The 25,688-nt window shown below is 61.7% G+C and carries 21 protein-coding genes; 8 read left to right on the top strand and 13 right to left on the bottom strand.

Going from position 1 to position 25,688, the window contains the following annotated elements:
- Window positions 1–274: 274 nt before the first annotated feature.
- Together AB4Z20_RS19990 and purL are read right to left on the bottom strand one after the other, a co-directional pair.
- Window positions 275–586, bottom strand: a complete 312-nt coding sequence (locus AB4Z20_RS19990) for a Nif3-like dinuclear metal center hexameric protein (protein WP_046064858.1) — start codon at window positions 584–586, stop codon at window positions 275–277.
- 4 nt (window positions 587–590) lie between these two features.
- Window positions 591–4,487 (bottom strand): phosphoribosylformylglycinamidine synthase, encoded by a 3,897-nt coding sequence (gene purL / locus AB4Z20_RS19995; protein WP_442090478.1) that lies wholly within the window; start codon window positions 4,485–4,487, stop codon window positions 591–593.
- 287 nt (window positions 4,488–4,774) lie between these two features.
- Between purL and mltF the strand changes: the two genes are divergently transcribed.
- Window positions 4,775–6,235, top strand: a complete 1,461-nt coding sequence (mltF, locus tag AB4Z20_RS20000; protein WP_072345608.1) for a membrane-bound lytic murein transglycosylase MltF — start codon at window positions 4,775–4,777, stop codon at window positions 6,233–6,235.
- A 184-nt stretch (window positions 6,236–6,419) separates the two neighbouring features.
- On the opposite strand, the gene pdxJ is transcribed toward mltF, so the two are convergent.
- From pdxJ to lptF, 8 genes are all read right to left on the bottom strand, one after another.
- The gene (pdxJ, locus tag AB4Z20_RS20005) at window positions 6,420–7,163 is read right to left on the bottom strand and encodes a pyridoxine 5'-phosphate synthase (RefSeq protein ID WP_442090479.1); all 744 of its coding nucleotides are present in this window, start codon (window positions 7,161–7,163) and stop codon (window positions 6,420–6,422) included.
- A gap of 49 nt (window positions 7,164–7,212) precedes the next feature.
- A complete protein-coding gene (gene recO, locus AB4Z20_RS20010) occupies window positions 7,213–7,902 on the bottom strand; it encodes a DNA repair protein RecO (RefSeq protein ID WP_003205262.1) in 690 nt (229 codons plus the stop codon).
- A gap of 170 nt (window positions 7,903–8,072) precedes the next feature.
- Window positions 8,073–8,975 (bottom strand): GTPase Era, encoded by a 903-nt coding sequence (gene era, locus AB4Z20_RS20015; RefSeq protein WP_442090480.1) that lies wholly within the window; start codon window positions 8,973–8,975, stop codon window positions 8,073–8,075.
- Entirely contained in the window at window positions 8,968–9,657 is a 690-nt protein-coding gene (gene rnc / locus AB4Z20_RS20020; protein ID WP_003205268.1) for a ribonuclease III, read from the bottom strand. The genes era and rnc overlap by 8 nt, the downstream gene beginning before the upstream one ends.
- Window positions 9,658–9,840: 183 nt before the next feature.
- Window positions 9,841–10,695 carry a signal peptidase I gene (lepB, locus tag AB4Z20_RS20025; protein ID WP_003205272.1) on the bottom strand — a complete coding sequence of 285 codons (855 nt, stop codon included), beginning with the start codon at window positions 10,693–10,695 and terminating at the stop codon, window positions 9,841–9,843.
- 5 nt (window positions 10,696–10,700) lie between these two features.
- The gene (gene lepA / locus AB4Z20_RS20030; protein ID WP_003205274.1) at window positions 10,701–12,500 is read right to left on the bottom strand and encodes a translation elongation factor 4; all 1,800 of its coding nucleotides are present in this window, start codon (window positions 12,498–12,500) and stop codon (window positions 10,701–10,703) included.
- 208 nt (window positions 12,501–12,708) lie between these two features.
- The gene (lptG, locus tag AB4Z20_RS20035) at window positions 12,709–13,770 is read right to left on the bottom strand and encodes an LPS export ABC transporter permease LptG (RefSeq protein WP_060740808.1); all 1,062 of its coding nucleotides are present in this window, start codon (window positions 13,768–13,770) and stop codon (window positions 12,709–12,711) included.
- Complete coding sequence (gene lptF / locus AB4Z20_RS20040) at window positions 13,763–14,884, bottom strand: LPS export ABC transporter permease LptF (protein ID WP_214512406.1); 1,122 nt, start codon at window positions 14,882–14,884, stop codon at window positions 13,763–13,765. Before lptF ends, lptG begins: the two co-directional genes overlap by 8 nt.
- Before the next feature lie 312 nt (window positions 14,885–15,196).
- Here lptF and AB4Z20_RS20045 point away from each other — a divergent pair, with 312 nt between their 5' ends.
- From AB4Z20_RS20045 to rlmF, 5 genes are all read left to right on the top strand, one after another.
- Entirely contained in the window at window positions 15,197–16,687 is a 1,491-nt protein-coding gene (locus AB4Z20_RS20045) for a leucyl aminopeptidase (protein ID WP_253477761.1), read from the top strand.
- A gap of 60 nt (window positions 16,688–16,747) precedes the next feature.
- Window positions 16,748–17,176, top strand: a complete 429-nt coding sequence (locus AB4Z20_RS20050; protein ID WP_014340012.1) for a DNA polymerase III subunit chi — start codon at window positions 16,748–16,750, stop codon at window positions 17,174–17,176.
- A gap of 8 nt (window positions 17,177–17,184) precedes the next feature.
- Window positions 17,185–17,550, top strand: a complete 366-nt coding sequence (locus AB4Z20_RS20055) for a DNA polymerase III subunit chi (RefSeq protein WP_214512403.1) — start codon at window positions 17,185–17,187, stop codon at window positions 17,548–17,550.
- Window positions 17,551–17,791: 241 nt separating this feature from the next.
- The gene (locus AB4Z20_RS20060) at window positions 17,792–20,638 is read left to right on the top strand and encodes a valine--tRNA ligase (protein WP_253477785.1); all 2,847 of its coding nucleotides are present in this window, start codon (window positions 17,792–17,794) and stop codon (window positions 20,636–20,638) included.
- 254 nt (window positions 20,639–20,892) lie between these two features.
- Window positions 20,893–21,918 carry a 23S rRNA (adenine(1618)-N(6))-methyltransferase RlmF gene (gene rlmF / locus AB4Z20_RS20065; RefSeq protein ID WP_442090481.1) on the top strand — a complete coding sequence of 342 codons (1,026 nt, stop codon included), beginning with the start codon at window positions 20,893–20,895 and terminating at the stop codon, window positions 21,916–21,918.
- A gap of 189 nt (window positions 21,919–22,107) precedes the next feature.
- Here rlmF and AB4Z20_RS20070 read toward each other — a convergent pair whose 3' ends face one another.
- Window positions 22,108–22,389 carry an HU family DNA-binding protein gene (locus AB4Z20_RS20070; protein ID WP_003205289.1) on the bottom strand — a complete coding sequence of 94 codons (282 nt, stop codon included), beginning with the start codon at window positions 22,387–22,389 and terminating at the stop codon, window positions 22,108–22,110.
- A gap of 396 nt (window positions 22,390–22,785) precedes the next feature.
- Between AB4Z20_RS20070 and yejK the strand changes: the two genes are divergently transcribed.
- Together yejK and AB4Z20_RS20080 are read left to right on the top strand one after the other, a co-directional pair.
- On the top strand, window positions 22,786–23,790 hold the full coding sequence (gene yejK / locus AB4Z20_RS20075; protein ID WP_253477790.1) for a nucleoid-associated protein YejK: 1,005 nt from the start codon (window positions 22,786–22,788) through the stop codon (window positions 23,788–23,790).
- Window positions 23,790–24,146 (top strand): glutaredoxin family protein, encoded by a 357-nt coding sequence (locus AB4Z20_RS20080; protein ID WP_253477794.1) that lies wholly within the window; start codon window positions 23,790–23,792, stop codon window positions 24,144–24,146. Before yejK ends, AB4Z20_RS20080 begins: the two co-directional genes overlap by 1 nt.
- A gap of 187 nt (window positions 24,147–24,333) precedes the next feature.
- Here the strand turns inward: AB4Z20_RS20080 and AB4Z20_RS20085 are convergent, their stop codons facing one another.
- Entirely contained in the window at window positions 24,334–25,269 is a 936-nt protein-coding gene (locus AB4Z20_RS20085; protein ID WP_253477797.1) for a glutathione S-transferase family protein, read from the bottom strand.
- 79 nt (window positions 25,270–25,348) lie between these two features.
- Entirely contained in the window at window positions 25,349–25,672 is a 324-nt protein-coding gene (locus tag AB4Z20_RS20090) for a GIY-YIG nuclease family protein (RefSeq protein ID WP_253477800.1), read from the bottom strand.
- Window positions 25,673–25,688 lie beyond the last annotated feature (16 nt).

Genomic DNA, 25,688 nt, shown 5'->3' on the forward strand with positions numbered 1-25,688 from the left:
TGGGCCTGGGCCATGGATGGCCCTTCGCGGCGGCCCACGGAGCAATGCCGGAGTGAGGGCATGCCGAGCCTAAGCGAGGCACCGAGTGGTGGGGCAAAGCGCTTTTGGTTACTTTTGGCGCTCTTCCAAAAGTGACCCGCTGTAAGAGCGGAACCCTAAGCAGCCGTGACCGCAACAACGGATATACACACAAAACCCACACCCAATAAAAAACCCGCTGATCCACTCAGCGGGTTTTTCATTTAGCGATTCAAGCGATTCAAGCGCAGGAAGATCAAAAATCCTCCAACCGCCACACCTCATACGCCGGCGTCTCATAGGGATGGCTGAGCTTCAAAGCCACCACCACCGCACGAATCAACTCATCAGCAACGACAAGCTCCACCTTCCACTCCTCGACCTGCTCAACCTGCCCCGCCTCGCCAATGAACGGCTGGCTGCCGTCCAGAGGGCGAAACTGGCCCAGGCCCAACACTTGCCAGGCGCAGTGCTCATAGTCGCCGATTCGCCCGCCACCGGCAGCGAATACGGCGCTTTTGACCACGTCCAGATGGCTGGCCGGGACGAAGAAGCAGAGCTTGTACACCGCCTTAGTTCACCCAGACGCGCGCGTTGCGGAACATGCGCATCCAAGGTGCGTCTTCGTTCCAGTCATCCGAGCGCCACGAGTTCTGCACCGCGCGGAACACACGCTCCGGGTGCGGCATCATGATCGTGACGCGGCCGTCGCGGCTGGTCAGGCCGGTGATCCCGCGCGGCGAGCCGTTCGGGTTGGCCGGGTAGGTTTCGGTGACCTTGCCGTGGTTGTCGACGAAACGCAGCGACACGCAACCGGACAAGTCGGCTTCGAGCAGCGCTTCTTCGCTTTCGAATTCCGCGTGGCCTTCGCCGTGGGCGATGGCGATCGGCATGCGCGAACCGGCCATGCCCTGCAGGAAGATCGAATTCGACTCCTGCACCTGGACCATCGCCACGCGGGCTTCGAACTGCTCGGAACGGTTACGCACGAAGTGCGGCCAGAACTCGCTGCCCGGGATCAGCTCGTGCAGGTTGGACATCATCTGGCAACCGTTGCACACGCCGAGGGTGAAGCTGTCGGTGCGTTCGAAGAAACCCTGGAACGCATCGCGGGCGCGGCTGTTGAACAGCGCCGACTTGGCCCAGCCTTCACCGGCACCCAACACGTCACCGTAGGAGAAACCGCCACAAGCGACCATGCCCTTGAAGTCGTTCAGGTCGACACGACCAGCGAGGATGTCGCTCATGTGCACGTCGATCGCGTTGAAACCGGCGCGGTCGAACGCTGCCGCCATTTCCACCTGACCGTTGACGCCCTGCTCGCGCAGGACCGCCACTTGTGGGCGAATGCCCTTCTTGATGTAAGGCGCGGCCACATTTTCGTTGACGTCGTAGCTTAGCTTGGCGCTCAGGCCCGGGTTGTCTTCTTCCAGCAGCGCGTCGAATTCCTGCTCGGCGCAGTCGGCGTTGTCGCGCAGGCGCTGGATCTGGTAGCTGGTTTCCGCCCACTGGCGCTGCAACAGGCTACGCTGGCCTTCGAAGACGGTGTCGCCGTTGAAGGTGATGTTGATGTGGGCGTTGTTGATCGGCTGGCCGATCACCGAGACGCAGTCGGCCAGGCCAGCCGCGCTGAACTGGGCGAGGATGTCCGGGGTGGCGTCCTGGCGAACCTGGATCACCGCGCCCAACTCTTCGTTGAACAGGATGGCCGGGATTTCGGCCTTGGACTCGGCAACGCTGTCGAGGGTCAGGCTCAGGCCGCAGTGGCCGGCAAAGGCCATTTCCACCACGGTGGTCAGCAAACCGCCGTCGGAACGGTCGTGGTAGGCCAGCAGGTGACCGTCGGCGTTGAGACCCTGGATGACGGCGAAGAACGCCTTCAGGTCTTCGGCATCGTCGACGTCCGGCGCTTGCGAGCCGAGCTTGCCATGCACCTGGGCCAGGATCGAGGCGCCCATGCGGTTCTGGCCACGGCCCAGGTCGATCAGGATCAGGTCGGTGGTGCCCTTGTCCATGCGCAGTTGCGGGGTCAGGGTCTGGCGGATGTCGGTGACCGGGGCGAAACCGGTCACGATCAGCGACAGCGGCGAGGTCACGCTCTTGTCCACGCCTTCGTCGTTCCAGCGCGTGGCCATGGACATGGAGTCCTTGCCCACCGGAATGGTGATGCCCAGCTCAGGGCACAGCTCCATGCCGACGGCCTTGACGGTGTCGTACAGACGGGCGTCTTCACCCGGGTGACCGGCGGCGGACATCCAGTTGGCCGACAGCTTGATGTCGGAAATCTTGCCAATGCGCGAAGCCACGATGTTGGTCAGGGTCTCGCCGATCGCCATGCGGCCCGACGCCGGGGCGTCCAGCAGTGCCAGCGGCGTGCGCTCACCCATCGCCATGGCTTCACCGGTGTAGACGTCGAAGCTGGTGGCGGTCACGGCAACGTCAGCCACCGGCACCTGCCACGGGCCAACCATCTGGTCACGGGCCACAAGGCCGGTGATGGTGCGGTCGCCGATGGTGATCAGAAAGCTCTTGCTCGCCACGGCCGGGTGATGCAGCACGCGCTCGATGGACTCGGCGACATCGAGGGTCGACGGATCGAAATCGTCGCCCAGCTCTGCTTCGCGAACGGCCGAACGGTGCATGCGCGGGGCCTTGCCCAGCAGCACTTCCAGCGGCATGTCCACCGGGCTGTTGCCGAAATGGCTGTCGGTGACGGTCAGTTGCGGCTCGGCGGTCGCTTCACCCACTACCGCAAACGGGCAGCGCTCGCGCTCGCAAATGGCCTGGAAACGTTCGAAGTCGGCCGGGCCGACCGCCAGGACGTAACGCTCCTGGGATTCGTTGCTCCAGATTTCGTGCGGGGCCATGCCCGGCTCGTCGTTTGGAATGTTGCGCAGTTCGAAGCGGCCACCGCGGCCACCGTCATTGACCAGTTCCGGGAAGGCGTTGGACAGGCCGCCCGCACCGACGTCATGGATGAAGCTGATGGGGTTGTGTTCACCCAACTGCCAGCAACGGTCGATGACTTCCTGGCAACGGCGTTCCATTTCCGGGTTTTCCCGCTGGACCGAGGCGAAGTCCAGGTCTGCCGAGCTGGTGCCGGTAGCCATGGAGGAAGCGGCGCCGCCACCCAGGCCGATGAGCATGGCCGGGCCACCGAGGACGATCAGCTTGGAGCCGACCAGGATCTCGCCTTTCTGCACGTGTTCGGCGCGGATGTTGCCCATGCCGCCAGCGAGCATGATCGGCTTGTGGTAACCACGGACTTCCTCACCACGCGGGGTGGTGATGGACTGTTCGAAGGTACGGAAATAGCCGGTCAGGGCCGGACGGCCGAATTCGTTGTTGAACGCCGCGCCCCCCAGGGGGCCTTCGATCATGATGTCGAGGGCGTTGACGATGCGCTCTGGCTTGCCGTACGGCTTTTCCCACGGCTGTTCAAAGCCCGGTATCTGCAGGTTCGACACGGTGAAGCCGGTCAGGCCGGCCTTGGGCTTGGCACCGCGCCCGGTGGCGCCTTCGTCGCGGATCTCGCCACCGGAACCGGTGGACGCGCCCGGGAACGGGGCAATCGCGGTCGGGTGGTTGTGGGTCTCGACCTTCATGAGGATGTGCACCGGCTCCTGGACCGCACCGTACTGGCGGGTCTCAGGGTTCGGGTAGAAACGACCGGCAACGTTGCCGACGATCACCGCCGCGTTGTCCTTGTAGGCCGACAGCACACCTTCGTTGTGCATCTGGTAGGTGTTCTTGATCATGCCGAACAGGCTTTTTTCCTGGTCCTGGCCGTCAATGTCCCAACTGGCGTTGAAGATCTTGTGGCGGCAGTGCTCGGAGTTGGCCTGGGCGAACATCATCAGTTCGATGTCGTGCGGGTTGCGCTTCAAGCCCTGGAAGGCGCTGACCAGGTAATCGATCTCGTCTTCGGCCAGGGCCAGGCCCAGCTCGACGTTGGCTTTTTCCAGCGCGGCACGGCCGCCGCCCAGTACGTCGATAGCGGTCAGTGGCTTGGGTTCGGCGTGGCTGAACAGGCCGGCGGCCTGCTCCAGGTTGCCCAGCACGACCTGGGTCATGCGGTCATGCAGGCCGTCGGCGATCAGTTGGGCCTCGGCCTCGCTGAACTCACCGGCGACATAAAAGGCAATACCACGCTCCAGGCGCTGGATTTTCGCCAGGCCGCAGTTGCGGGCGATGTCGCTGGCCTTGCTCGACCACGGCGAAATGGTGCCGAAACGCGGCAGTACCAGGAACAGGCGTCCGGCCGGCTCCTGGACAGGAACACTGGGACCGTACTTCAGAAGGCGCGCGAGCACCTGCTGTTCGTCGCCGGTCAAACCGCCGGTGACTTCGGCGAAGTGAGCGAATTCAGCATACAAGCCACTGACAGCCGGAACCTTCTGGCTCAGTTGCTCAAGGAGTTTGCTGTGGCGAAAGGCAGAAAGGGCAGGAGCGCCGCGCAGGATCAACATCTTCGGGACAGCCTCGGGAAGGGGTGTGCTTTGAGGCCGTGCATTCTAGCCTAAACCGCCGGCAACGGCACCCGAAACGGCACGCGCAGTGCTGGCCGAATGTCGGTCTTTGCGCGCACGGCGCTATTGGACACCCGCGCCAAGGTTTTCGCAGAGATATTTTTCAGCCACGCAAAGCCCTGCGCACCCCGGCCGGCCGGTGCTGCGGACATGTTTTGCAATGGCTAGCAGACTGGCCTTTTGCTGTCGAGATATGGCGGTAGGGGCCGTTTGCGTATACTGCGCAGATGTTTTCCCCAACGGCTTTGCGTCCGCGATATGCCAGATGGCTGATCGCAACCGGACTCTTCCTGGTGCTCAGTGGTTGTGTTGAGAAACCCAACACACTGGAGCGCGTAAAGGAGGATGGCGTGCTGCGGGTGGTTACCCGAAACAGCCCCGCCACCTACTTTGAGGATCGTAACGGTGAAACCGGCTTCGAATACGAGCTGGTGAAGCGTTTCGCCGACGATTTGGGGGTGGAACTGAAGATAGAGACCGCCGACAACCTCGACGACCTGTTCAGCCAGATCGGCAAGCCCAACGGTCCGGTACTCGCGGCCGCGGGCCTGGTCAGCAGCGAACAGCGCAAGAAGCAGGTACGGTTTTCCCGCTCCTACCTGGAAGTCACCCCGCAGATCATCTACCGCAACGGCCAGTCACGCCCCACCGACGCCGCCGCCTTGGCCGGCAAAAAGATCATGGTGCTCAAGGGCAGCACTCACGCCGAACAACTGGCACAGCTTAAACAGCAGTACCCGGGCATCGAATACGAAGAGTCCGACGCAGTCGAGGTTGTCGACCTGCTGCGCATGGTCGACGAGGGCCAGATCGACCTGACGCTGGTGGACTCCAACGAAGTGGCGATGAACCAGGTGTACTTCCCCAACGTGCGCGTGGCTTTCGACCTGGGCGATGCCCGCAGCCAGAGTTGGGCGGTCGCCCCCGGCGAGGACAACAGCCTGCTCAACGAGATCAACAGCTATCTGGACAAGGTGCAGAAGAACGGCACCCTGCAGCGCCTCAAAGACCGCTATTACGGGCACGTCGATGTCCTCGGCTACATGGGCGCCACCACGTTCGCCCAGCATTTGCAGCAACGCCTGCCCAAATACGAACAGCACTTCAAGGCCTACGCCAAGCAAGAGAAAGTCGATTGGCGCCTGCTGGCCGCGATCGGCTATCAGGAATCGTTGTGGCAACCGGCGGTCACGTCCAAGACCGGCGTGCGCGGCCTGATGATGCTGACCCAGAACACGGCCCAGGCCATGGGCGTGTCCAACCGCCTGGATCCGAAGCAAAGCATCATGGGCGGCGCCAAGTACCTGGCCTACATGAAGGACCAACTGGACGAAAGCATCCAGGAGCCCGACCGCACCTGGTTCGCCCTCGCCGCCTATAACGTGGGCAGCGGTCACCTGGACGACGCCCGCAAACTGGCGGCCAAGGAAGGGCTGAACCCGAACAAGTGGCTGGATGTGAAAAAGATCCTGCCGCGCCTGTCGCAGAAACAGTGGTACAGCAAGACCCGCTATGGCTACGCCCGAGGCGGCGAGCCGGTGCATTTCGTGGCGAACATCCGTCGCTACTACGACATCCTCACCTGGGTGACGCAGCCGCAGCTCGAAGGCAACCAGGTGGCCGAGGGCAACCTGCACGTGCCGGGTGTCGACAAGAGCAAGCCTAACCAGGAATCCCCGCAGCTATAAGCTGTACACAACTTCTGATGCTGTGAGATGAACCCGTGGCGAGGGAGCTTGCTCCCGCTCGGTTGCGTAGCGACCGCAAAATCTTGGGGGCCGCTTCGCCCGAAGCGTCGGACCGGCCCAGCGGGAGCAAGCTCCCTCGCCACAATGGATCAGGCAAGCCTTAAGTAAGCTTTATGGGATGGGCTCAGGACTTGGCGGCAGCCAGGATCAGCGCTTTCATTTCCGACACAGCCGACTTGAACCCGACGAACAACGCATGGGCCACCAGCGCGTGGCCGATATTCAGCTCGTTGATGCCCTTGATGGCCGCGACGGCTTCGACGTTGTGGTAATGCAGGCCATGGCCGGCGTTGACGATCAAGCCCTGGGCCAGGCCGAAGGCGACGCCGTCAGCGACTCGCTGCAGCTCGTCGGCTACGTCCGTGGGGGTCACGGCATCGGCGTAACGACCCGTGTGCAGCTCGATGGCTGGCGCGCCAACACGCTTGGACGCCTCGATCTGTCGTTCGTCGGCATCAATGAACAGCGATACCTCGGCGCCGATCTTCGACAGGCGCTCCACTGCCAAGCTGATCCGCGCCTCCTGCCCCGCCACGTCGAGGCCGCCTTCGGTGGTCAGTTCCTGGCGCGTCTCCGGCACCAGGCAGATGTGCGCCGGGCGGATGAGCTCGGCGAACGCCATCATTTCTTCGGTCACGCCCATTTCGAAGTTCATGCGGGTTTGCAGCACATCCTTGAGCAGCAGCACGTCACGCTCCTGGATGTGACGACGGTCTTCACGCAGGTGAACGGTGATGCCGTCGGCGCCCGCCTCTTCCGCGTCCAATGCGGCCTTGACCGGATCCGGGTAACGCGTACCGCGGGCCTGGCGCAGGGTGGCGACATGGTCGATGTTCACGCCGAGAAGAATGCGATTGCTGGTGCTCACGAAAAGGCTCCTGAATGGACGAATAGTCGGCCCACAGCATACGGGTTGATCAGGGCTTGCGAAACAACTCGCGACTGACCAGTGGCCGCCCGCCCAGATGCACGGCCAGGGCCTGGCGCATCAGCCGCTTGGCTGCCGACAAGGCGCCTGGCGCACTCCAGTCGGCCTCGGCCATCGCCAGCAGCTCGGCACCGTTGAACAGCCCCGGTTGCAACAGGTAGACCTGCTCCAGGCCGGCATCCACCTGTAAGCGGTAAAGACCGTCCGCCGCAATGGGTTCGCCGTGCAGGTCAGTGTTCAGGGCGAAGCCGTAGCCCAGGTCATCCAGCAGACGCCATTCGAAGGAGCGCAGCAGCGGCTCCAGCGGCCGGCCTTCAGCCAGGGCCAGCAGCGTGGCGGCGTAGTGGTCGAAGACGGCCGGGTGGGGATCTTCGGCGGGCAGCAGGCGGATCAGCAGTTCATTGAGGTACAAGCCGCTGAACAATGCCTCGCCGTTGAGCCACGCCGCGACGCCATTGCTTTCCATGCGCCCGACATTTTTCAACTCGCCCCGGCCACGGAATTCGACTTCCAGCGGCACGAACGGCCGCGCCAGCGTCCCGGCCTTGCCCCGCGCCCCACGCAACACCGCCCGCAGCCGCCCTTGCGGCGTGAGGAAGTCCACCAGGGCGCTGCTTTCGCGGTAGGCGCGGCTGTGGAGGACGTAGGCGGATTGGCCGGTGGGTTGGGTTGGGGGCATGGGAATCAGAGTTCTCAATGGACGAGCAGAGTTTTAAACAGCCCCAAACCAATGTGGGAGCGAGCTTGCTCGCGATAGCGGTCTGTCAGTCAACATCCATGTTGAACATCAGGCCCTCATCGCGAGCAAGCTCGCTCCCACAATGGTTCTCGGTACATCCAGTCAGCTGATCAGAGGTCGCCGTAACCCAACGAACGCAACGCCCGCTCGTCGTCGGACCAGCCACCCTTCACCTTGACCCACAGGTTGAGCATGATCTTGGAGTCGAACAGCAGCTCCATGTCCTTGCGCGCCTCGGTGCCGATGCGCTTGATGCGCTCGCCCTTGTCGCCAATGATGATTTTCTTCTGGCCGTCACGTTCGACGAGGATCAATGCATGAATGTGCAGGGTCTTGCCCTGCTGCTTGAACTCTTCGATCTCGACCGTGATCTGGTAGGGCAACTCGGCACCCATCTGACGCATGATTTTCTCACGCACCAGCTCGGCGGCGAGGAAACGGCTGCTGCGGTCAGTGATCTGGTCTTCGGGGAAGAAATGATCGTTTTCCGGCAGGTGTTCGGTAATCACCCGCTCCAGCGCGTCGAGGTTATGGCCGTGCTGGGCAGAGATCGGGATGATCTGGGCGTTCGGCAACTGTTCCTGCAACCAGGTCAGGTGCGGCATCAGGTCAGCCTTGTCTTCGATGCGATCGGTCTTGTTCAGCGCCACGATCAAGGGACCTGTCACGTACTGGACGCGCTCGAGGACCATCTGGTCCTCTTCGGTCCACTTGGTGCGGTCGACCACGAAGATCACCACGTCGACGTCTTTCAACGCCGCCGAGGCAGTCTTGTTCATGTAGCGGTTCAGGGCCTTTTCGCCGCCCTTGTGCATGCCCGGGGTGTCGACGTAGATCGCCTGCACGGCGCCTTCGGTCTTGATGCCCAGCATGTTGTGGCGGGTGGTCTGGGGCTTGCGCGAGGTGATCGCCAGCTTCTGGCCCAGGATGTGGTTCAGCAGCGTGGACTTGCCCACGTTCGGCCGACCGACAATGGCGACATAGCCGCAGCGGGTGACGGTTGTATCAGTCATTGCCATTCTCCACACCCAGGGCAATCAGTGCTGCGGCGGCCGCTACCTGTTCGGCAATACGACGACTCACACCCTGACCCCGGCTTTTTTCATTCAATAGGACCACTTCGCATTCGACGAAGAAGGTACGGCAATGCGGCTCACCCTGGATATCCACGACTTCGTAGCGCGGTAGCTCGCAACTGCGCGATTGCAGGAATTCCTGCAAACGGGTCTTCGGATCCTTGTTGGTGTCCACCAGCGTGAGGCTGTCGATCTCGGAGGTCAGCCAGGCCAGCACGCGTTCGCGCGCCATTTCCATGCCCGCATCCAGGTAGATCGCGCCAATCAACGCTTCCAGGGCATCGGCCAGGATCGACTCACGACGGAAACCGCCGCTTTTCAACTCACCGGAACCCAGGCGCAGGTAGTCGCCCAGGTCGAAACCACGGGCCAGTACGGCCAGGGTCTCACCTTTTACCAATCGTGCGCGCAAACGCGACAACTGGCCTTCGCGGGCCAGCGGGAAACGCTCGAACAGCGCCTCGCCGGCCACGAAGTTGAGGATGGCATCACCGAGGAATTCCAGGCGTTCGTTGTTGCGCCCGGCAAAACTGCGGTGAGTGAGGGCCAGGAGCATCAGGTCCTGATCCTTGAAGGTGTAGCCGAGCTGACGCTCGAGACGACTTAGAGAAACGCTCACGGTTTACCCACGCTGAGTTCGTGGCTGGATTCCACCGCCACGGCGGCAAGGCGCCGTTGGCTTGGGACAATTAACGCTGTGTTCAAAAATACGTCCTGACTATCGTTGGCTTCATGCCTTCGGGCAACCTTGCGCAGGCTCCAGAAAAGCATTCGGCGCTGTGTTCAACAGCGCCGTGGGTGATTACTTGATCAGGCCAACCCGCGAGAAATTCGGCAGGTGACTGAGTTTGGGTTCCGGCCAGCTCATCCAGACCGCAAAGGCCTTGCCGACGATGTTCCGGTCCGGGACCATGCCCAGCAGGTCCTTGGGAATGTTCGGATCATCCCAGTACCGGCTGTCGTTGGAGTTGTCGCGGTTGTCGCCCATCATGAAGTAGTGCCCCGCCGGTACGGTCCACGAATGGTCCGGTGTAGCGCGGTAGCGGCTCATTTCCTTGCGGATCAGGTGCTCGGCCTCGCCGAGTTTTTCCCGGTAGAGCTCGGCACTGCCCAGCGTACCCGGCTCGGAGCCGAGCAACTGTTCGGCCACCGATTCACCATTGACGAACAGGCGCTTGTCGGCGGTGTAGCGAACCGTGTCGCCCGGCAGGCCGACGACACGCTTGATGTAGTTGACGTTCGGGTCGCTCGGGAAGCGGAACACCATGACATCGCCGCGTTGCGGGTCACCGACTTCGATGACTTTCTTGTCGATCACCGGCAGGCGGATCCCGTAGGAGAACTTGTTCACCAGGATGAAGTCGCCCACGTCCAGGGTCGGCTTCATCGAGCCGGACGGAATCTGGAAAGGCTCCACCAGGAACGAGCGCAGCACCAGCACGATGAACAGCACCGGGAAGAACGACTTGCCGTACTCGACCAGCAGCGGTTCCTTGTTGAGCTTTTCGACCACTACACCATCAGGCTGGCTGACGCTGCCCTGATAAGAGGCGATGGCCGCCCGGCGCCGAGGCGCCAGGAACAACAGATCAAGCAACGCCAACAGGCCGCAGACAAACACGGCGATAACCAGCAACAGCGGGAAATTTAGCGACATAGGACCTAACTATCCAACCTGAGCACCGCAAGGAAGGCTTCCTGTGGAATTTCCACGTTACCGACCTGCTTCATGCGTTTTTTACCGGCCTTCTGCTTTTCCAACAGCTTGCGCTTACGGCTGACGTCGCCACCGTAGCATTTGGCCAATACGTTCTTTCTGAGCGCCTTGACGGTTGTACGCGCCACAATCTGCCCGCCAATGGCGGCCTGGATTGCCACATCGAACATCTGCCGCGGAATCAGTTCCTTCATCTTCTCGGTCAATGCACGACCTTTGTAGTGCGCGTTGTCACGGTGCACGATCAATGCCAGGGCATCGACTTTCTCACCGTTGATCAGCACATCCAGCTTCACCAGATTAGCCGATTGGTAGCGATCGAAATGATAGTCCAGCGAAGCATAACCGCGACTGGTGGATTTGAGGCGGTCGAAGAAGTCCAGTACCACCTCGTTCATCGGCAGGTCGTAGGTCACCTGGACCTGCGTGCCGAGGAACAGCATGTCATGTTGTACGCCACGCTTCTCGATGCACAACGTAATGACGTTGCCCAGGTGCTCCTGAGGCACAAGGATGTTGGCCCGCACGATCGGTTCGCGCATGTCTTCGATGGCCGACAGGTCCGGCAGCTTGGACGGGTTGTCGACGTAGATGGTTTCGCCGTTCTTGAGCAGCAGCTCGAAGATTACGGTCGGTGCCGTGGTAATCAGGTCCAGGTCGTATTCGCGCTCCAGGCGCTCCTGGATGATTTCCATGTGCAACATGCCCAGGAACCCGCAGCGGAAGCCGAAGCCCAGGGCATCGGAGCTTTCCGGGGTGTATTGCAGGGACGAGTCGTTCAGGGTCAGCTTTTGCAGGGCTTCGCGGAAATCCTCGAAGTCGTCGGAGCTGACCGGGAACAGGCCGGCATAGACCTGCGGCTGGATGCGTTTGAAACCTGGCAGCACATCGACGTCGGGGGTGGAGCTCAAGGTCAGGGTGTCGCCGACCGGCGCCCCGTGGATGTCCTTGATACCGGCGATGATGAAGCCCACTTCACCGGCCTTCAGGTCTACGGTGGCGGTGTGTTTCGGGTTGAATACACCGACGCTGTCCACCAGGTGGATCTTGCCGGTGGACTTGACCAGGATCTTGTCGCCCTTCTTCACGCGGCCATGGCGCACGCGAACCAGGGACACCACGCCCAGGTAGTTGTCGAACCAGGAGTCGATGATCAACGCTTGCAGCGGATCTTCGATGTTGCCGGTCGGTGCGGGAATGGTGTGCACCAGGCGCTCGAGCACTTCGTCCACGCCCAGGCCGGTCTTGGCACTGCAGGTGACAGCGTCGGTGGCATCGATGCCGATGATTTTCTCGATTTCTTCCTTCACGCGGTCCGGATCGGCCTGGGGCAGGTCGATCTTGTTCAGTACCGGCATGACTTCCAGGCCCTGCTCGATGGCCGTGTAGCAGTTGGCAACCGACTGGGCTTCGACGCCCTGGCCGGCATCGACCACCAGCAGCGCACCTTCGCAGGCCGCCAGCGACCGGCTGACTTCATAGGTGAAGTCGACGTGGCCTGGGGTATCGATGAAGTTCAGCTGATAGGTGATGCCGTCGCGGGCCTTGTAGTAGAGGGTAACGCTGTGGGCCTTGATGGTGATCCCGCGTTCACGCTCCAGGTCCATGGAGTCCAGGACCTGGGCTTCCATTTCACGCTCGGCCAGGCCGCCGCACATCTGGATGAAGCGATCGGCCAGCGTCGACTTGCCATGGTCAATGTGGGCGATGATGGAGAAATTGCGGATATGACTCAAATCACTCACGGATCAACACTCAAAAAGGCTGCAGGCATAGCCCGCCGAAAAATAGCCGGGAATTGTACCTGATACACCGCGCGAGTGGGAGCAAAGCTTGCTCGCGAAACGGCCGCCCCGATCCATGAAAGACCGCAGGGCCTTCATCGCGGGCAAGCCTTGCTCCCACAGATTGCCACACAGCCTTGCTTCCACAGCCCCCTCGCTACACGTGCAATCAACCGGCCCGACGCAACAGCCAGAGCCCGGCCAACGCGCAGACACCGGCCGGCACCAGCACCGCAAACAGCGGCGAGAAGCCGAACACCAGGCTCGACGGCCCCAGCAGATCCTGGGCAATGCGGAAAGTGAAGCCCACCAGTACGCCGGTAAACACCCGCTGGCCAAGGGTCACCGAACGCAGCGGACCGAAAATGAAGGAAATCGCCATCAACACCAGGGCGGCGGTGACCAACGGCTGCAACACCTTGACCCAAAAAGCCAGCCAGTAGCGGCCGTTATTCAAGCCCTGGTCCGCCAGGTAGTGGATATACCCCCACAAGCCGGTAATCGACAGGGATTCAGGCGCCATCACCACGGTGCTGAGCAGCTGCGGGCTGATCGACACGTCCCAACGCTCCTGCGGGGCGGCGACCACCTCGGTGCGCTTGTCATGGAACAAGGTGGTCGTGACATCGCTCAACTGCCAGTGGTCCTCGGCGAAATTGGCGCGCTTGGCAAAGCTCGACGACAGCATGTGCCGCTGGTCGTCGAAGCGATAACGGGTCACGCCGTACAGAATGCCGTTGGGCTGGACCGAGTTGATATGGATGAACTCGTCGCCCTGGCGGTGCCACAGGCCGTGCTTGGCGCTTTGCGCATCGCCGCCGCCCTGGGCCAGGGAACGGTTGGCCTGGGCAGTATTTTCGGTGGCTGGGGCGATGTATTCGCCGATCAACACACCCACCAGCATCAACACCAGCATGGGCTTCATCACCGCCCAGACGATCCGACCAATGGACACGCCGGCGGCGCGCATGATGGTCAGCTCGCTGTTGCTGGCCAGGCTGCCCAGGCCGATCAGGCAACCGATCAGCGCGGCCATCGGCAGCATGTCGTACAAACGCCGTGGTGCCGTCAGCAGCACGTAGCTCGCCACGTCCGTCAGCGTGTAGGTGTCGCTGACATCGCTCATTTCATCGATGAAGGCAAACAGGGTCGCCAGGCCGAGGATGATCCCCAGCACCGCGAGGATCGCCATGAACACGCTGCTGCCGATGTAGCGATCGAGTTTAACCACGGGCCACCTCCAGCGCGCTGCGACGACTGGCCAGCTTCAGGCGTAGCGGCTCCCAATAGAGCAGCCCCAGGCCGATGGCCAGGAAGATCGAGTGCACCCACCACAGGCCCAAGGCTGGCGGGATCTTGCCTTTTTCCAACGCACCGCGAGCGGAAATCAGGATGGTCAGGTAAGCCATATACAGAAGAATCGCCGGCAGCAGCTTGAGGAAACGCCCCTGGCGCGGGTTGACCCGCGACAGCGGGACCGCCATGAGGGTCACGATAAACACCAGCAGCGGCAAGGACAGGCGCCATTGCAGCTCGGTACGGGCACGAATGTCCTTGTTGCCCAGCAGGCTGGCGGTGGGCATCGCGTCGCGATCAGTGACTTCGTCGCTGACCTCGGGCTTGGGCAACAGCACGCCATAGGTGTCGTACTGGATGGCCCGGTAATCGGCCTGCCCCGGCTTGCCGTCATAGCGATAGCCGTTTTTCAGGATCAGGTAGCGGTTGCCGTCGGGACTGATTTCCTGCCGGCCCTTCTCGGCCACCAGCACGGAAATGCCGCGGTCCTTCTTGGTATCCGAAGACAGGTTCTTTTGGGTAATGAAGACGCCACCCAGGTCGATCCGGTCGTCCGAGAGCTGTTCGGTGTAGGTCACCCGCGTACCGTCGCGCAGGGCCTGGAAACGCCCCGGCACCAGGGTGTCGAACTCGGTCATGGCGTCCTGCTGGTTGATCAGCAACTGGAACTGGTTGGCGCCCTGGGGGGCCAGGCTCAGGCTCAGCCAGGCCACCACCAGCGCCACCAACGTGGCCGGGAACAGCGTCATGCGAAACAGGCGCTGTTGGCTCATGCCGGTGGCCGACAGCACGGTCATTTCGCTGTCCAGGTACAAGCGCCCGTAGGCCAGCAGGATGCCGAGGAACAACCCCAGTGGCAGGATCAATTGCAAGAAGCCCGGCAGGCGGAACCCCATGATCAGGAACAGCGAGCCCGGGTCCAGGGCGCCGGAGGCCGCCTGGGCGAGGTATTTGATGAAGCGCCCGCTCATGATGATGACCAGCAGCACGGCGCTGACGGCGCTCAGGGTCAGCAGGACTTCACGGGATAGATAACGAAAGACGATCAAACCAGACACTCCAGGGTTGTCAGGCTAAGGCGGCCAAACAAGAAACGTATCGAGTCGGCCCGCCAACGCGAGCCGCCGAAAAAAGAGCCGCATTATCCTGTGATTGGAGGCGCCTGTCACTTCGCACGCTTTAAGCCGGTGCTTAAAGCCAAAAGTTAGCGCCGTCGAGGGTTGTCAGGCTCGGGCGCCGGGGTTCAAACTGCGGCCTTTGTCGCCGGCAAGCACCGGCGCTTCTTTTATATAGAAGAAGCTCGCTCAGCGCGCCATTGTGTCGGCGCCTGGCCTCTTGACCATTGACTCAGGGATCCGGACATGGAACTGGTTGTAAAAAGCGTCAGCCCAGAAACGTTGAAAACCGCCACACTGGTAGTCGCCGTCGGTGAAAACCGCAAGCTCGGCGTAGTCGCCACCCAGCTCGATACCCTGAGCGGCGGGGCCATCAGCGCCGTACTCAAGCGCGGCGACCTGGCCGGCAAGGTCGGCCAGAGCCTGTTGCTGCACAACCTGCCCAATCTCAAGGCCGAGCGCGTGCTGCTGGTGGGCGTGGGCAAGGACGCTGAACTGGGCGATCGTCCGTTCCGTAAAATCATTGCCGGCGTGCTGGGCACCCTCAAGGGCCTTGGCGGCGCTGAGGCCGCCCTGGCGTTGGACGAATTGGTGATCAAGGGCCGCGACAGCTACGGCAAGAACCGCTTGCTGGCCGAAACCCTGGTAGACGGCGAATACCAGTTCGACCAGTTCAAGAGCCAGAAAGCCGAACCCCGCGCCCTGAAAAAAATCACCGTGCTGACCATCAAGGCCGCCCAGGCTGAAGTCCAGCGTGCCGTGACCCACGCCACCGCGATTGCCAACGGCATGGCGTTCACCCGCGACCTGGGCAACCTGCCACCGAATATCTGCCACCCAACGTTCCTCGGCGAACAAGCCAAGGCACTGGGCAAGGAATTCAAGGGCCTGAAGGTCGAAGTCTTCGACGAGAAGAAAATCAAGGACCTGGGCATGGGTTCGTTCTACTCCGTCGGCCAGGGCAGCGCCCAGCCACCGCGCCTGATCGTCATGCAATACAACGGTGGCAAGAAATCCGAGAAGCCGTACGCACTGGTCGGCAAGGGCATCACCTTCGACACCGGCGGCATCAGCCTCAAGCCGGGCGCTGGCATGGATGAGATGAAATACGACATGGGCGGCGCCGCGAGCGTGTTCGGCACCCTGCGCGCCGTGCTCGAACTGCAACTGCCGATCAACCTGGTGTGCATCCTGGCCTGCGCCGAGAACATGCCCAGCGGCACGGCCTCGCGCCCAGGCGACATCGTCACCACCATGAGCGGCCAGACCGTGGAAATCCTCAATACCGACGCCGAAGGCCGCCTGGTGCTGTGCGATGCCCTCACCTACTCCGAGCGCTTCAAGCCGCAAGCAGTGATCGACATCGCGACCCTGACCGGCGCCTGCATCGTCGCCCTCGGCTCCCACACCTCGGGCCTGCTGGGCAACAACGACGAGCTGATCGGCCAACTGCTCAGCGCCGGCCAACAAGCCGACGACCGCGCCTGGCAGTTGCCGCTGTTCGACGAGTACCAGGAACAACTGGACAGCCCGTTTGCCGACATCGCCAACATCGGCGGCCCGAAAGCCGGGACCATCACCGCAGCCTGCTTCCTGTCGCGCTTTACCAAGAACCTGAACTGGGCGCACCTGGACATCGCCGGCACGGCGTGGACCAGCGGAGGCAAGGACAAGGGCGCCACCGGTCGTCCGGTGCCCCTGCTGACCCAGTACCTGCTGGACCGCGCCAAGGCCTGACACCAATGACCGTCGTTGGCGTCACCCTCGGGTGGCGTCAGCGGCGGCTCAGGAACCGCAATGACCAAAGTCGATTTCTATATCCTGCCCAGCGCCGACCCGTCGGCGCGGCTGGATTTCGCCTGCAAGCTCGTTGAAAAGGCCTGGCGCATGGGGCACCGCATCTACCTGCATTGCAGCGATGCCGCCCAGCGCGAGGACCTGGACGCACGCTTGTGGGCTTTCAAGGGCGAGAGCTTCGTGCCCCACGGCCCGGCCGAAAACGAACCCGAAGGGTTGATCGTGCTTGGGCTGGGGGATGACTGCGGCCAGCACCAGGACCTGCTGGTCAACCTCGACCTGAAAGTACCGGCCTTTGCCCAGCGCTTCGCCCGTGTGGCGGAAGTGGTGGTCGAAGACCCGGCCATCCGACAAGCCGCGCGGGAGAGTTTCCGTTTCTACCGCGAACAGGGCTATCCTCTGCAAGACCACCGTTTACAGCGACTCTGAGCCCTACGATGGACACTCCAAAACCGCCACAAAAGCCCGCGCACCTGCTGGATGACCTCGAGTCGATCCGCCAACTGCTCGGCGACGACAACCTGCAACCGCCGCTGCTGACCGACACGGTCGTGCACGAGCCGGTGCATGACGAACAGATCCCCCTGCTGTTCGACCCGATCAACGGCCAGCCGGAACCCAAGCCTGCTGCCAAGACCGAAGCCAAAGGGCCCGACGCCCTGCTGCACCTGGACAGCGAACTGCGCGCTGCCGCGCAGCTGATCATGCAAGACGTCATCGACGACTTCGCCCCGCACATCGAGACCGAGATCAAGCGTCGGCTGGATGCGCGGATGGAGCGGTTGCTCAGCCAGTACGAGTAACCCCCAGACTTACTGACCACCGAATACCTTGTGGGAGCGAGCTTGCTCGCGATAGCCGTGTGTCAGTCAACATCAATGTTGCTGATCTGCCGTTATCGCGAGCAAGCTCGCTCCCACATCGTTCCGTTGCGCCCACAAGCCATCTGCCAAGCTTCCAGCTTGCTGCATGTGGCTTGCACCAGCCCCGCCCGCTATACTTCCCGGCTTTTCCTGAATAAATGCCAATAGGGTCCCGCCGCGCATGGATAAGACCTACCAGCCGCACGCCATTGAAACTTCCTGGTACAACACCTGGGAGTCCGAGAATTATTTCGCTCCGCAAGGCGCGGGCGATTCCTACACCATCATGATCCCGCCGCCAAACGTCACTGGCAGCCTGCACATGGGCCACGGTTTCAACAACGCAATCATGGACGCGCTGATCCGTTTCCGGCGCATGCAAGGTCGCAACACCTTGTGGCAGCCGGGCACCGACCACGCTGGTATCGCCACGCAGATGCTGGTGGAACGCCGCCTCGAAGCCCAGGGCCAGAATCGCCATGACCTGGGTCGCGAGAAATTCCTCGAGAAAGTCTGGGAATGGAAAGACGAGTCCGGTGGCAACATCAGCCGCCAGATCCGTCGCCTCGGCTCGTCCGTGGACTGGAGCCGCGAACGCTTCACCATGGACGACGGTCTCTCGGAAGCGGTGAAGGAAGCCTTCGTGCGCCTGCACGAAGACGGGCTGATCTATCGCGGCAAGCGCCTGGTCAACTGGGACACCAAGTTGCACACGGCCATTTCCGACCTCGAAGTGGAGAACCATGACGAGAAAGGTTTCCTGTGGAACCTGAAGTACCCTCTGGCCGACGGCGCCAAGACCGCCGAAGGCAAGGATTACCTGATCGTTGCCACCACGCGTCCGGAAACCATGCTGGGCGACTCCGCCGTGGCGGTGAACCCGAACGATGAACGCTACCAGGCGCTGATCGGCAAGTTCGTCGAACTGCCGCTGGTTGGCCGTCGTATCCCGATCATCGGCGACGACTACTGCGACCCTGAATTCGGCACCGGCTGCGTGAAAATCACCCCGGCCCACGACTTCAACGACTACGAAGTCGGCAAGCGCCACAACCTGCCGCTGCTGAACATCTTCGACAAGAACGCCAACATATTGCCGGCAGCCCAGGCATTCAACCTTGACGGCACGCTGAACGAAAGCGTCGACGGCCAGATCCCGGCCGAATACGCCGGCCTGGACCGCTTCGAAGCACGCAAGCAGATCGTCGCGGCATTCGATGCCGCCGGCCTGCTGGTCAGCGTCGACGACCATGCCCTGAAAGTCCCGAAAGGCGACCGCTCCGGCACCATCATCGAACCGTGGTTGACCGACCAGTGGTACGTGTCCACCAAGCCGCTGGCTGAACCTGCGATTGCCGCCGTGGAAGACGGCCGCATCCAGTTCGTGCCCAAGCAATACGAAAACATGTACTTCTCGTGGATGCGCGACATCCAGGATTGGTGCATCAGCCGCCAGCTGTGGTGGGGCCATCGCATTCCGGCCTGGTACGACGAGTCGGGCAAGGTCTATGTCGGCCGCGATGAAGCCGAAGTCCGCGCCAAGCACAACCTCGGCCCGGACGTTGCCCTGGCGCAGGACAACGACGTCCTCGACACCTGGTTCAGCTCGGGCCTGTGGACCTTCTCGACACTGGGCTGGCCGCAGCAGACCGAGTTCCTGAAGAAATTCCACTCCACCGACGTGCTGGTCACCGGCTTCGACATCATTTTCTTCTGGGTCGCCCGGATGATCATGATGACCATGCACCTGATGAAGAACGAAGACGGCACGCCGCAAGTGCCGTTCAAGACCGTCTACGTCCACGGCCTGGTGCGCGACGGCCAGGGCCAGAAGATGTCCAAGTCCAAGGGCAACGTCCTCGACCCGCTGGACATCATCGACGGCATCGACCTGGAAACCCTGGTGCAGAAACGCACCTCCGGCCTGATGCAGCCGAAACTGGCGAAGAAAATCGAGAAAGCCACCCGCGAAGAATTCGCCGAGGGCATCGCCAGCTACGGCACCGACGCCCTGCGCTTCACCTTCTGCTCACTGGCGTCCACCGGTCGCGACATCAAGTTCGACATGGGCCGCGTCGAAGGCTATCGCAACTTCTGCAACAAGATCTGGAACGCCGCGCGCTACGTGCTGGACAAAGGCGAAGACTGCGGCCAGAACGGCGAAGCCTTTGAGCTGACCCTGGCCGATCGCTGGATCATTTCGCAGTTGCAACGCACCGAAGCCGAAGTGACCCGCCAGCTCGATCAGTTCCGTTTCGACCTGGCCGCGCAAGCCTTGTACGAGTTCATCTGGAACCAGTATTGCGACTGGTACCTGGAGCTGTCCAAGCCGGTGCTGTGGGACGAAAACGCACCGGTCGAACGCCAGCGCGGCACCCGTCGCACCCTGGTGCGCGTACTGGAAGTGGCCCTGCGCCTGGCGCATCCGTTCATGCCGTTTATCACCGAGGAAATCTGGCAGCGCATCGCACCGCTGGCAGGCGTCCAAGGCAAGACGATCATGCTGCAACCTTGGCCAGTGGCCAACGAAAGCCGCATCGATCCGGCGGCCGAAGACGACATCGAGTGGCTCAAGACCTTCATGCTCGGCCTGCGTAACATCCGCGCCGAAATGAACATCGGCCCGGGCAAGCCACTGGCCTTGTTCCTGAAGAACGCCAGCGCCGAAGACCTGCGCCGCCTCAACGAAAACGAGGCGCTGCTCAAGAAACTGGCGAAGCTTGAATCGGTGACGGTCCTGGCCGCCGGCGAAGAAGCACCACTGTCGGCCACCGCCCTGGTTGGCGAGATGGAAGTGCTGGTGCCGATGGCGGGCCTGATCGACAAGGCCGCGGAACTGGCGCGCCTGGACAAGGAAATCCTGCGCCTCAAAGGCGAAGTGCAGCGGGTCGGCGGCAAGCTGTCCAACGCCGGCTTCGTCGACAAGGCGCCGGCCGAAGTCATCGAGAAGGAACGGGCCAAACTGGCCGAGGCTGAACAGGCCTTGGGCAAGCTGGCCGAGCAGCATGGGCGGATCTCCAGCCTGTAACGGCGGTTCGCAATGAAAAAGGAGGTCCTATTGGACCTCCTTTTTTATGCCCACCCCTTTCCTTTCAAGTACCGCAACCCCTGTGGGAGCGAGCTTGCTCGCGATAGCGGCGGGTCAGCCAACCCATATGCCAACTGACAAACTGCTATCGCGAGCAAGCTCGCTCCCACATTTAAATCGCGCAGTCATCAAGACCGGGCCGGATGTGGGACAATGCCCGCCACTTTTTGAACCATCCCCGAATCGACTCGCCCATGACCGCCCCCCGCACACCCAAACCTGCCCGCCAGAAGCCCAAGCCCGCCCCAGCGGCTAAAACCGTGGCGCCGCGCGAGAAGGCCAGCCTGCATCCGCGCAACCGCCACCAGGGCCGCTACGACTTCCCAGCGTTGATCAAGAGCACGCCGGAACTGGCAAAGTTCGTGATCATCAACCCCTACGGCAAGGAAAGCATCGACTTTGCCAGCCCCGAAGCCGTACGGGTGTTCAACCGGGCGCTGCTCAAAGCTTTCTATGGCATCGCCCACTGGGATATTCCGGCCGACTACCTGTGCCCGCCGGTGCCAGGTCGGGCGGACTATGTGCACTTTCTCGCCGATTTGCTCGCCAGCCACAACGCCGGTGAAATCCCCCGCGGGGCGGCAGTCAAGGTGCTGGACATCGGCACCGGCGCCAACTGCGTCTATCCGTTGATCGGCTACAGCGACTACCGCTGGCACTTCCTCGGTTCGGAGATCGACCCGACGGCCATCGCCTCGGCCAAGGCCATCGTCCAATCCAATGGTTTGAACAAGGCCATCCAGTTGCGCCAGCAAGCCAACCGCAAGCAGATCCTCCTGGGCCTGTTGGAGGATGGCGAACGGTTCGACCTGACGATGTGCAACCCGCCGTTCCATGCGTCCCTGGAGGAAGCCACCAAGGGCAGCCAGCGCAAGTGGCGGGCACTGGGCAAGGCCGATCCGAAGCGCAAGCTGCCGGTGCTGAATTTCGGCGGTCAGGCTGCGGAGTTGTGGTGCGAGGGCGGGGAAGCCCGGTTCGTGACGCAACTGATCGGCGAAAGCGCGCAGTTGGCCGGGCAAGTGCTGTGGTTCAGCACCCTGGTGTCGAAAGCGTCGAACCTGCCGGCGATTCAAGCCGCGCTGAAAAAGGCCGGGGCGCTGCACAGCCAGGTGGTGGAGATGTCCCAGGGCCAGAAGCAGAGTCGTTTCGTGGCCTGGACCTTCCAGACCGAGGCCCAGCAACAAGCCTGGCGCCAGTCGCGTTGGGTTCGCAAGGATTAGAAAGACGCTGCTCTACTGTAGGAGCTGCCGAGCGAAGCGAGGCTGCGATCTTTTGATCTTTCACTTGAGATTCAACTGCCAGGGGAAAGATCGCAGCCTCGCTTCACTCGGCAGCTCCTACAGGTGGTTTCAAGGCAATAAAAAACCGTGCCCGGATCGCTCCGAGGCACGGTTTTTTTTACTGCGGTCTTACTTGTTGACCGCGTCGGTCAGGCCTTTGGCCACAACCAGCTTGATCACTTTCTTGGCAGCGATTTCGATGGCAGCGCCAGTCGAAGGGTTGCGGCCGGTACGGGCAGGACGCTCGGTGACTTTCAGCTTGCCAACACCTGGCAGAGTGATTTCGCCGCCATTTTCCAGCTGATCGGCAACGACTTGGCCCAGTTGGTCCAGCAGCGAACGCACGGTAGCTTTTGGTGCGTCTACAGATTCAGCCAAATCAGCGATCAGTTGGTCTTTAGTAAGAGCCATGTAGTGTTCCTTCCCTATCAAATTCATATGGATTGCAGAGTGCAGTGTCAGCCATCGAGCCCGATCTCTCTTGATCAGGCACCCTCGGCAATCACCGCGACGGATCGGGGTAATAGATGCCGAAAACCGGGTTTGGTTCGACCTGACAGATGCTGAATGCACGCTTAACGCAGTGACTTCGCGTAAGACCGGGCAAAACTAGCACAACGCCTCTGAAATATCCGCCTCTAGCTACCCATTTGGTCAGCTTTCTTGCGCTAAAACGTTAAAAAAATGCATATAGGGTGTCGGACGGGTCTGAAAGGGCCTTTGCCGGGTTCCAAAACCAGTGATTGCGGTACACTGGGCCCTTTTTCGGGGAGCGCGCCCTCCTCTCTTTCAACAGCCGAGAAATCCATGCCGATCCGTCATTGCATCGTCCACCTGATCGACAAAAAACCCGACGGCACCCCAGCAGTGCTCCATGCCCGCGACTCCGAACTGGCAGAGTCCTCGGCCATCGAGAACATGCTCGCCGACCTCAACGAGAGCTATAACGCCAAGCAAGGCAAGGCCTGGGGCTTTTTTCATGCCGAGTCCGGGGCGCATCCGTTCAGCGGCTGGCTTAAGGAGTACCTGGACGGCGGCAAGGACTTCACCGCCTTCAGTCGCGTGGCGGTGGAACACCTGCAAAAGCTGATGGAAGAGTCCAACCTGTCGGTGGGCGGCCACGTGCTGTTTGCGCATTACCAGCAAGGCATGACCGACTACCTGGCCATCGCCCTGCTGCACCATAGCGAAGGCGTGGCGGTGACCGATGAGCTGGACGTGACCCCGTCCCGCCACCTGGACCTGGGCCAGTTGCACCTGGCGGCGCGGATCAACGTGTCGGAATGGCAGAACAACAAGCAATCGAAGCAGTACATCTCGTTCATCAAGGGCAAGAACGGCAAGAAGGTCTCGGAATACTTCCGTGACTTCATCGGCTGCCAGGAAGGTGTCGACGGCCCCGGTGAGACCCGCACCCTGCTCAAGGCCTTCAGTGACTTCGTCGAAAGCGAAGACCTGCCGGAAGACGATGCCCGGGAAAAGACCAAGACCCTGGTCGACTACGCCAGCAGCCAGGCCAAGCTCGGCGAGCCGATGGGCCTGGAAGAACTGTCCGGGCTGATCGATGAAGATCGCCCGAAAGCCTTCTACGATCACATCCGCAACAAGGACTACGGGTTGTCGCCGGAAATCCCGGCGGATAAACGCACCCTCAACCAGTTCCGCCGCTTCACCGGCCGCGCCGAGGGCTTGTCCATCAGCTTCGAAGCGCACTTGCTGGGCTCCAAGATCGAGTACGACGAAGAGGCCGGCACGCTGATCATCAAGGGCCTGCCCACGTCGCTGACCGACCAGCTCAAACGTCGCAATTGATGTTTGGTGGGGTGCTGAAGAAATTCCTGCTGATTCTGCTGGTGGTGGTGGCCTATCAGAACTGGGGCAAGATCGAGCGGGTGTTCAACCCGTCACAGATGGTTTCCGAGCAGGTTCGCAGCAACGCCCGCGTCGTGCTGTATGCCACCGACTGGTGCGGCTACTGCAAGGCAACCCGGCGGTTCCTGGATGAGAAAGGCGTGCCGTTTCGCGAGTTCGATATCGAAAAGGACATCCAGGCGCGCAAGGCCTATGAGGCTCTAGGCGGTCGAGGGATTCCGATCCTGGACGTGAACGGCACGTTGATTCGTGGGTATGAGCCGGAGAATATTCTCAGGGCGTTGTCCGCGATATAGGTATGAGGGCCTCATCGCGAGCAAGCTCGCTCACGCACAGTGATTGGCGGCAAACGCAGATCCAGTGAACCACACACTGCCCCTGTGGGAGCGAGCTTGCTCGCGATAACGGACCGATATTCAACATCAATATCGACTGATCTGGCGCCATCGCGAGCAAGCTCGCTCCCACAGGGTCATTCGTTGTTCATCGAGCTTCGATCCGGAAGCCAAACCGCGGAAAGTGCACATGCACCACCCCGCCCCGCGCGTCTTCGCGACGCAGAATCAATTCTTCGCTGCCAGCAAACAACAACTCCCCGACCACCGGATCGACGCCATAGTCGGTCGCAGCGATACTCACCTGTTGCCCTGTCATGAACCCGTTCGGATCGTCGAATGCCTCATCCGGCAGCGCTGCCGGCGTAGCGTTGCGGGCAACGTCCAAGGCTTCTTCGGCGCTCATCTGGCTCGAGGCACCATGGCCGAAACCCAACACCCGCGCCAGCCAGGCCGAGACAGCCGGATACGCATCCACCAGCGACGAAGTGACCGGAGTGCCCTTGAGGAACCACAGCGGATGGGCCATGGCGAAGTCGGCAATCGACGGATCACCCAACAGGAAATCGCCCTCCTCACGCTGCAACTGTTGCTCCAGCCGGGCCATGATCGTCGGCCATTGGTGCTTGGCCTGCTCGGCGGCCAAGCGTGTAGTCGTGCCGCCACTGAACAGCCCGGCACGATCACTGATGAACGCCTTGATCGCTTCGGGCGATAGCTTGGCGAACCGCACCGCCACCGACTCCGGCTGGAACACCAGGCTCACCGTATGCTGGAACACCACCGAATCGGCCCAGGCCGCAAAGGACGCGGCAAGCATTTCCCGGCCTTCGGGGAACAGTGCCGGCGAGGCTTTTTCCTGCTCCAGGCGGCGGGCCATCAGCGACGTATCGCAATAGATATCCGCGCCGACCTGCAATACCGGCGTCTTGCGGTAACCACCCGTCAGCGCCGTCAGGTCAGGCTTGGGCATCATCGGCGGGATGCTCACCGAACGCCAGGACAGCCCCTTGAAGCCCAGCAGCAGCCGGGCTTTTTCCGCGAAAGGAGACGTTGGGTAATGATGAAGGATCAGCTCTGACATGAGATTAGCCACTGCAGGAATGAAGTCCTACAGCTTAGCGCGCCTGATCGAGACAGCCTACCGGCCTGATAAAGGCCTATCAGCCCGGCTGATCGAGCGACAGCGCACTGGCCACCAGGCATTCCTTGGCGCTTTTCTTGAGTTTTTTGATCAGCCGCTCCTGGCGCAGGGCCTCGCCCTTGTCGCGACAGGCCTCGGTGTACACCAAAGCCACTGCCGGGCTGGACAGGAAGAAGCGTGCCCCCTTGCCGCTTTGATGCTTGGCGAAACGCCGCACCGGGTCATCACTGATGCCGCAGTACAGCGAGCCGTTGGCGGCCCGCACCAGGTAGACAAACCAGGGTTTGTCCGCTTCGGTTGGGCCTTGTGCAGGCAGATCGGGAGAGGGGGTGGCGGTCGTCACTAGATGTTCAACAGAT

The organism is Pseudomonas sp. KB_12 (genome assembly GCF_052114545.1).
GTDB classification, from domain to species: Bacteria; Pseudomonadota; Gammaproteobacteria; order Pseudomonadales; family Pseudomonadaceae; genus Aquipseudomonas; species Aquipseudomonas brassicacearum.